Origin of the sequence: Syntrophotalea sp., from assembly GCF_050253115.1 — a bacterium.
GTDB classification, from domain to species: domain Bacteria; phylum Desulfobacterota; class Desulfuromonadia; order Desulfuromonadales; family Syntrophotaleaceae; genus Syntrophotalea; species Syntrophotalea acetylenica.
Genome location: NZ_JBFWJQ010000137.1, coordinates 1 through 5,842 on the forward strand (window position 1 = coordinate 1; position 5,842 = coordinate 5,842).

A 5,842-nucleotide genomic window follows, 5' to 3' on the forward strand; every position below is an offset into this window, starting at 1 on the left:
GGCTCCTCTGGTTGTCGGTACTCCAGCCGTGCTTCAGGAAGGTGTGGATTACAAGCGTCTCGGTCTCGGCATTATCGATGAGCAGCATCGCTTCGGGGTCGTCCAGAGGGGCATTTTGCGCCATAAAGGGGACAACCCCGACATCCTCGTCATGACCGCCACGCCGATCCCACGGACCCTGTCCCTGACTCTGTACGGCGATCTTTCCGTTTCAATCATCGACCAGATGCCGCCCGGCCGGTCTCCCGTCAAAACACGCGTGGTTTCTGAAACAAAACGCGAAGATGCTTATGCCTTCATTAGAAAGCAGATAGAAGAGGGCAGGCAGGCTTATATCGTCTATCCGTTGGTGGAAGAGTCCGAAAAAAGTGACCTTCTGGCCGCAACCCAGGCTGCGGAGCAACTGGCAGAAGAGGTTTTCCACGGCTTCCGCACCGGTTTGCTGCATGGACGCATGAAGCCGGCGGAGAAAGAAGGCGTGATGGCGGCATTCAAGGCGGGCGAAATCCATGCGCTGGTCTCCACGACCGTCATAGAGGTTGGGGTCGACGTGCCGAACGCAACGGTTATGATGGTCGAACACGCCGAACGATTCGGCCTGGCTCAGCTGCATCAGCTTCGAGGGCGGGTCGGCCGAGGCAGCGCTCAGAGCTATTGTCTGCTGGTTCGCTCAAAGAATTGCAGCGAGGATGGCGCCAGGCGTCTCAGGGTCATGTCGGAGACCACTGATGGTTTCAGGATCGCCGAAGCAGATCTGGAAATCCGCGGACCGGGAGAATTTCTCGGAACACGCCAGGCAGGTCTGCCGGATTTCCGCGTCGCAAATCTTTTGAGAGACGGCCGCATTCTGGAGCAGTCCCGCCGGGAAGCGTTTGCTTTGGCCGCAGATCCCGAATTCGATTCCCATCCCAAATACGCCGGCACCCGCCAGGCACTCCTCGATCGCTGGGGCAGCCGCCTCGAACTCGCCAGTATCGGATAGAGAGCAGAATTTTTCCCAGCCGCTTATTGCAGAATAAATCGATATCAAAGTTTACATAATATATCTTATGCGACCCAACATAATAATATCAGATAGCTATCCAGGGTTATTCATGAAATTTAAGTTGTCTTCGGCAAACAAACACCCTGCCGAATAACGACAGGGTGTTTGTTTGTGTCAGTGCGAAAATGTATTATGCGAATTATTTTTTATCAAAAATTACTGCAGGTTTGGTGGTATCGCCCGTGGCATTGGGGAAATCTTCATATACGTGGGCTTTTTCTTCAGTATCAATCAGGCGGCGAGCTTCGGTCATGAAACTGTTGTAGCGATGCTTGCACTCATAGAAACCATGCCACCATGAATAATCTGGAGCCATCATTGCCGCGCCCATGCGTGAACGACGGCCTTCGTGATGCCAGAGTTCGTAAAATTCAACCTCCAGATGCTCATCGAAGAACCTGGTGTTATCCAGCAGCCCCTGGCTGTAGAGGTCGTCCAGCATTGCCTTGGCTGGCTTATAGTAAACTTCGTTGTATTCCTCAACAACTTTATCCAATTTTAAATAGTGATCTTCAACCCAGTTCTTTGCATGACATTGTTTGCAGATATTTTTCATTTTGTCACGTTCAACGTTCCAATTGCTTCCGGACGGGAACGGTCCAAAATCCTGCGGTCTTACGGTCAGGGGAGCCTGTAATTCCCAGCTCAATCGCTCTGTAACATCATGAGTCGTCGGTTGGTCGCCGGCGCCGCTCATGTGGCAGGATGCGCATGTAGGGCCGCGGTAATCTACGCCGGCGGTCCATGTACCGGGAGCTGCGTCCCAATTGTATTCATCACCGAAATTGTCGTAAATATCACCATGTTTGGATTCGGTGTATATCTCGATCTGCGGATGGTCGGGCCCGAGATGGCACTGGCCGCAGGCCTCCGGCCGGCGTGCTTCAGCCAATGAGAAACGATGTCGTGTATGGCAGCTGGTACAACTTCCTAAACTTCCATCAAGGTTTACACGGCCAACGCCAACATTGGGCCAGGTATCAGAAGACAGACGCCCCTGATCATCCATCTCGAGAACAGTTCCGTGGCAATAATAGCAGCCCGCCTGACGTTCGACGTCTGAATTCATTCCCTTGTTCAACCACGGATCGATTTTCCACATGATTTCGATGGTATTGGCATGTTTGCTCCGGCTATATTCCTTTACTTCGTCCGGATGGCAGCGTGAACAATCTTTGGGTGTCACGACTTCCGTAATGGGAACGCGGTATTTCGAACGTCCCCAGGGAGAGTCGGTACGCTCATATTGTTTATAGTGAGTTTTGCTGACGTCCGGATCAGAGCTTTCAGCCAGATGGCAATCAAGGCAGGTAATGTTTGCATTGGCATGGCGGCTCTCTGCCCAGTCGGTAAAGATCCCGGGGTGTTCCTGTTTATGGCATTCCAGACATGCCTGGGCTTGCGGTGATATGCTGCGTTCAAGCCGAAAATCTACCAACTTGGGGTTGTTTTTATTTGTTTGCGCCAGTGCCGTTCCGCATAACAACAGTGTCAGTGCCGTGCATAGAGCAGTCAGCAAAATCCCCCTGTTCATATCCCTCTCTCCTTTCTGCTTTTGTATTGTGCCTCCATAAAACCATCAGTTGTCGGTCGCGGGTTCCCGCATCCGAATTTTTAAAGTTCCTGTGAATGGCTGTAATAGGGTTTAGGAAAATGCACAAGTTCTCGGTGGCAGTCAGTGCATTTTTTTTCATAGCCTTCTCTGGCGTAAATCAAGGAGCGATGAGCCAGCATCGCGCCTCTTTGGTATGGCAGGTAAAGCAGATTGCGGTGACACTTCATGCATTGTGCGTTCTCGATGTCTCTATAGGCGTGTTGACGATTCGTTTCACGATCGTATTCATCAAGAAAAATATGTGCCACGACGTCCTTGAGTCCGTGGTAGGCCTTGGCGTAGAAGAACTCGAAAGTGTCATGAGGTGCTGGAAGGTGACAATCCATACAGTCGGCAACGACCCCGTATTCATTGAATCCATGACTGGATGTTTTCCATGCTCGGTAAGCGAATTGGATTTCATGACACATGGCACAGAACTGAGGCGTTGATGTTCGGACCATTGTATAATAACCCATGCTCATCAACGGAACGCAAAGAACAATGCCGAGTGCGATGAGAAGCCCGGATTTAAGCCACCGTTTCATAATGATCACCTCCTTCATGGCCTGTAAAAAGGGTGATGACCTTTCTCTCAGAGCAACTATTCACCTCGCGGGGGTGAAGCAGTTGCCTCTCAAAAAGACTAGCAGGTATCGAGTAAGGCGCAAGAAATGCGAATCTTTTTGGATAACTACGGCTGTTCCGGAACGACTTCGACCAGGGTAATCTCCGGTGGTGACAGCACCCTCATGGGCGGGCCCCAAGTGCCTGTGCCGCGGCTAACATATAGCTGGCCGCCGCCAGGCAGGGAATAGAGGCCGTCCTGTTGGGGATATTCGAGAGCGGTGACATAGTTGAAGGGAAAGATCTGCCCGCGATGAGCATGTCCGGAGAGCTGCAAGTCAAAAAGGCCAGCAGCTTTTTCATTGACGCGTGGTCGGTGCTTGAGCAAAAGAGTGAAAAGATCGCTTTGATGTCGAGTGAGAAGGTTCGCTTCGTCCTGATTTTTGCCGACAGGATCGTCGATGCCTACCACTGTGATGGTTTCGGCGGCAGTGACCACTTCGCCGCGCAACACGGTGAAGCCGCTGCGTTCCAGGAACCGCAATGCCTGCCCGAGCCCAGCGTAAAACTCATGGTTTCCGGTAACCGCAAACTTGCCCAGAGGTGGCTGCAGGCGCTGCCAGAGTTCGCTCATTCCGTCAAGGTGATCAATTTGGGCGTCGACGATGTCGCCGGTGGCCACCACTAAGTCGGGCTGAAGTTCCTGCAGCTGGGAGATAATAGAGGCAAGGGCCTCCTCGCGATGGAGCAGTCCCAGGTGGATGTCGCTTACTTGGGCGATGCGCAGTCGCTCGACGCCGGCGGGCAACTTGGCCGTTTTCAAGAGGACCCGCTCCACCCTGAGATTGTGCGCCTCGTAAATACCGTACAGTCCCACCCCCAGAGCCAAAAGCAGCACGACAAGGCCGCACACCGGTCCATGGAGGGTCAGGTTGGGGGCCCCAAGGTGGGCGAGGAAAAGGGCTGCAAGGTGCCAAAGCCCGACAAAGGTGAAAAAGCTGAAGGCGAGAAAGACAAACCCCATCCAGCTATAACCGACCCAGGCTATGGCCCGGGCGATCAGATCATGTCCTGCTTTATCAATCGCGCGCACTGTCAGTGGCGCCAGAATCATTAGTGCCATCCACACCCACGTTAGGGTCGGTAGTGCCCGATGGCCGGAAAGCAGCGGGTGCATGCCCCAGAAGACCAGGGCGTGCATGCCGATGTAGACGGCGAAAAAACTGACGAGAAAAAAAATCATGTGCAGTTCCTGCGGCGAATCGATTCGCCGGATGTAAAGTAAGAGCCGAACAGATTCTTCACAACCTCAGGTGGCGACCTGCAGATCGAGACGGCGATCGAAGGCGCTGGCGAGAAGATCAGACTTGACCTGGCCTCCATGGACTTCAACGCTGAAATCGCCCTCCCCGTATAAGAACACGGTCAGCTGGTCCGACTGCACCCTGCACTCCAGGCGCTGTACCGCTCCGCCGCGACGGCGGTCCAGCCCATCGGCCAGACGCAGCATGCCAGCCAGCTGTCTGGTCCGGTCCCGATCCTCCGGGAGCAGCCGCTTGAAATTGTCATGGGCTTTTTTCGGCAGAGACTTGCGGTGGTAGCGAGCCAGATTGGCAATAATTTCCCGCTCTCGCGGCGTGAAGCCGAACAGCTCTGCATGACGGATGAGATGATAGGAGTGTTTGTGATGCTGGGCGTAGCTGATGAAATAGCCGATGTCATGGAGCAGTGCAGCGGCTTCGAGCAGCTCCCGGTCCCGCGGCAGCAGGGTCGTCTCCTGAGCCAGACCGTCAAAAAGATTCAGGGCCAGGCGGGCGACGGTCTCGCCGTGAGCCCCTTCCTGGTGACAGGACCGCGCCAGTGACTGAACCGATCCGCGCCAGTCGCGGTAGGGCTCCGGCGAGTCAAGCAGGCCATGCTTGACCAGGCATTTGAGAATCAGGCCCTCGCGGATGCCGCGGTCGTTGATGCGCAGGACGTTGGCTCCGAAACGGCGCATCAGCTCATCGACCAGCACCACCCCTGCGACGATGATATCGGCGCGATCAGAGCCCAGGCCTGCCAGCTGGCTTCGTTCCGCGATGCTCTTGCGCCGCAGCATGGTCAGCAGATGAACGACTTCCGAGCGCAGAACCTCGTAGCCCTTGAGCGAATCATACTGCTCGTTACGCATGGCCATCACCATGCCGCCCACCGTCGTCACCGTCCCCCCCGAGCCGACAATCACCCAGGAGGAGGCGGCCTGCCCGCCGAACACTTTTTTGAGTTCGGAGCGCACATGCCGGCGCAGGGCCTTGAACTCACTGTCGGGGATGGGGTCTTCGCTGAAAAATCTCTCCGTCATCACGACAGCGCCAAGCTCCAGTGAGGCGGTCTCCTCCACATGCTGGCCGGCGGCACAGACGATCTCCACGCTGCCGCCGCCGATATCAAAAACGATATTGCGGCCGCTCTCCAGGGAAAACTGGTGCAGAGCGCTCTCCAGCGCAAGCTCTCCTTCCTCCTCGCCGCTGATGACGCGGATATCGAGCCCGCAGTCCTCGCGGATGGCCTCAATAAACGCCTTCCCGTTGCCCGCTCTTCGTATGGCGCTGGTGGCGATGGTCTCCACCACCTCCACGCCGAGACCTTCGGTG

Annotated in this window: 5 protein-coding genes; 1 reads left to right on the plus strand and 4 read right to left on the minus strand. The window is 55.1% G+C overall.

What is annotated here, in order from left to right; translation table 11 throughout:
- A partial coding sequence (locus AB7E65_RS11585) for an ATP-dependent DNA helicase RecG (RefSeq protein WP_428745963.1) occupies positions 1–982 on the plus strand: 982 nt, incomplete at its 5' end.
- A 202-nt stretch (positions 983–1,184) separates the two neighbouring features.
- Here AB7E65_RS11585 and AB7E65_RS11590 read toward each other — a convergent pair.
- From AB7E65_RS11590 to AB7E65_RS11605, 4 genes are all read right to left on the minus strand, one after another.
- Positions 1,185–2,579, minus strand: coding sequence for a multiheme c-type cytochrome (locus tag AB7E65_RS11590; protein ID WP_428745964.1), 1,395 nt, complete (start codon positions 2,577–2,579; stop codon positions 1,185–1,187).
- A gap of 80 nt (positions 2,580–2,659) precedes the next feature.
- Positions 2,660–3,187, minus strand: a complete 528-nt coding sequence (locus AB7E65_RS11595) for a cytochrome c3 family protein (RefSeq protein WP_428745965.1) — start codon at positions 3,185–3,187, stop codon at positions 2,660–2,662.
- Positions 3,188–3,333: 146 nt separating this feature from the next.
- The gene (locus tag AB7E65_RS11600) at positions 3,334–4,449 is read right to left on the minus strand and encodes a metallophosphoesterase (RefSeq protein ID WP_428745966.1); all 1,116 of its coding nucleotides are present in this window, start codon (positions 4,447–4,449) and stop codon (positions 3,334–3,336) included.
- A gap of 66 nt (positions 4,450–4,515) precedes the next feature.
- Positions 4,516–5,842: HD domain-containing protein (locus AB7E65_RS11605; RefSeq protein WP_428745967.1), on the minus strand; the 1,327-nt coding region annotated here is incomplete at its 5' end.

Bases quoted from the DNA above. Each gene is read 5' to 3' on its own strand.
- AB7E65_RS11595 (WP_428745965.1), bottom strand. From the start codon at position 3,187: ATGAAACGGTGGCTTAAATCCGGGCTTCTCATCGCACTCGGCATTGTT.
- AB7E65_RS11600 (WP_428745966.1), bottom strand. From the start codon at position 4,449: ATGATTTTTTTTCTCGTCAGTTTTTTCGCCGTCTACATCGGCATGCAC.
- AB7E65_RS11590 (WP_428745964.1), bottom strand. From the start codon at position 2,579: ATGAACAGGGGGATTTTGCTGACTGCTCTATGCACGGCACTGACACTG.